This window comes from Haloarcula sp. Atlit-7R (assembly GCF_003666065.1).
Lineage (GTDB): Archaea > Halobacteriota > Halobacteria > Halobacteriales > Haloarculaceae > Haloarcula > Haloarcula taiwanensis.
Genome location: NZ_QXIK01000072.1, coordinates 1 through 511 on the forward strand (window position 1 = coordinate 1; position 511 = coordinate 511).

General features: G+C 53.6%; 1 protein-coding gene. It reads left to right on the forward strand.

Annotated elements, in window-relative coordinates:
- Nucleotides 1–160: 160 nt before the first annotated feature.
- Nucleotides 161–511, forward strand: a 351-nt coding sequence (locus D3D01_RS22680; RefSeq protein ID WP_147439992.1) for an ATP-binding cassette domain-containing protein, incomplete at its 3' end; no start/stop codon positions are given.

The following is a 511-nucleotide window of genomic DNA, read 5'->3' on the forward strand; positions in this document are numbered from 1 at the left end:
TACCCCATCCGCTTGACTAGGTATGCGCTAAATGCGGACATGCTACATGAGTTCAACCCTCACATACTATCTTATATCTTTCCCCCTATGAATCTCATAGGCCGTCACCGGACACTGTGAGAAACATATTTGTATGAGACTGTACACAATAAGCGTAAGAATGAGTGTTGTTAGTGAGAATCATACTAGTCAAGACGGCCGTTCAGTGCTTTCCGTCGATGATCTGTCCGTCGAGTATCGAACCGACGACGGGGCGGTTAAGGCGGTTCGCAACGTTTCGCTCCATATCGAACCCGGCGAGACGCTCGGTATCGCCGGCGAAAGTGGGAGCGGCAAGAGTACGCTCGCACTCGCAATACTCCGGTATCTGGAGGGAAACGGCCGAATCACGGGTGGAACAATCGAGTACGACGGGCGACCCGTCCTTGATCTCTCCTCACGGGAACTCAGAGAACTCCGGGGGAACGAGATCGCTCACGTTCCGCAGGACCCAAACACGGCACTGAACCCG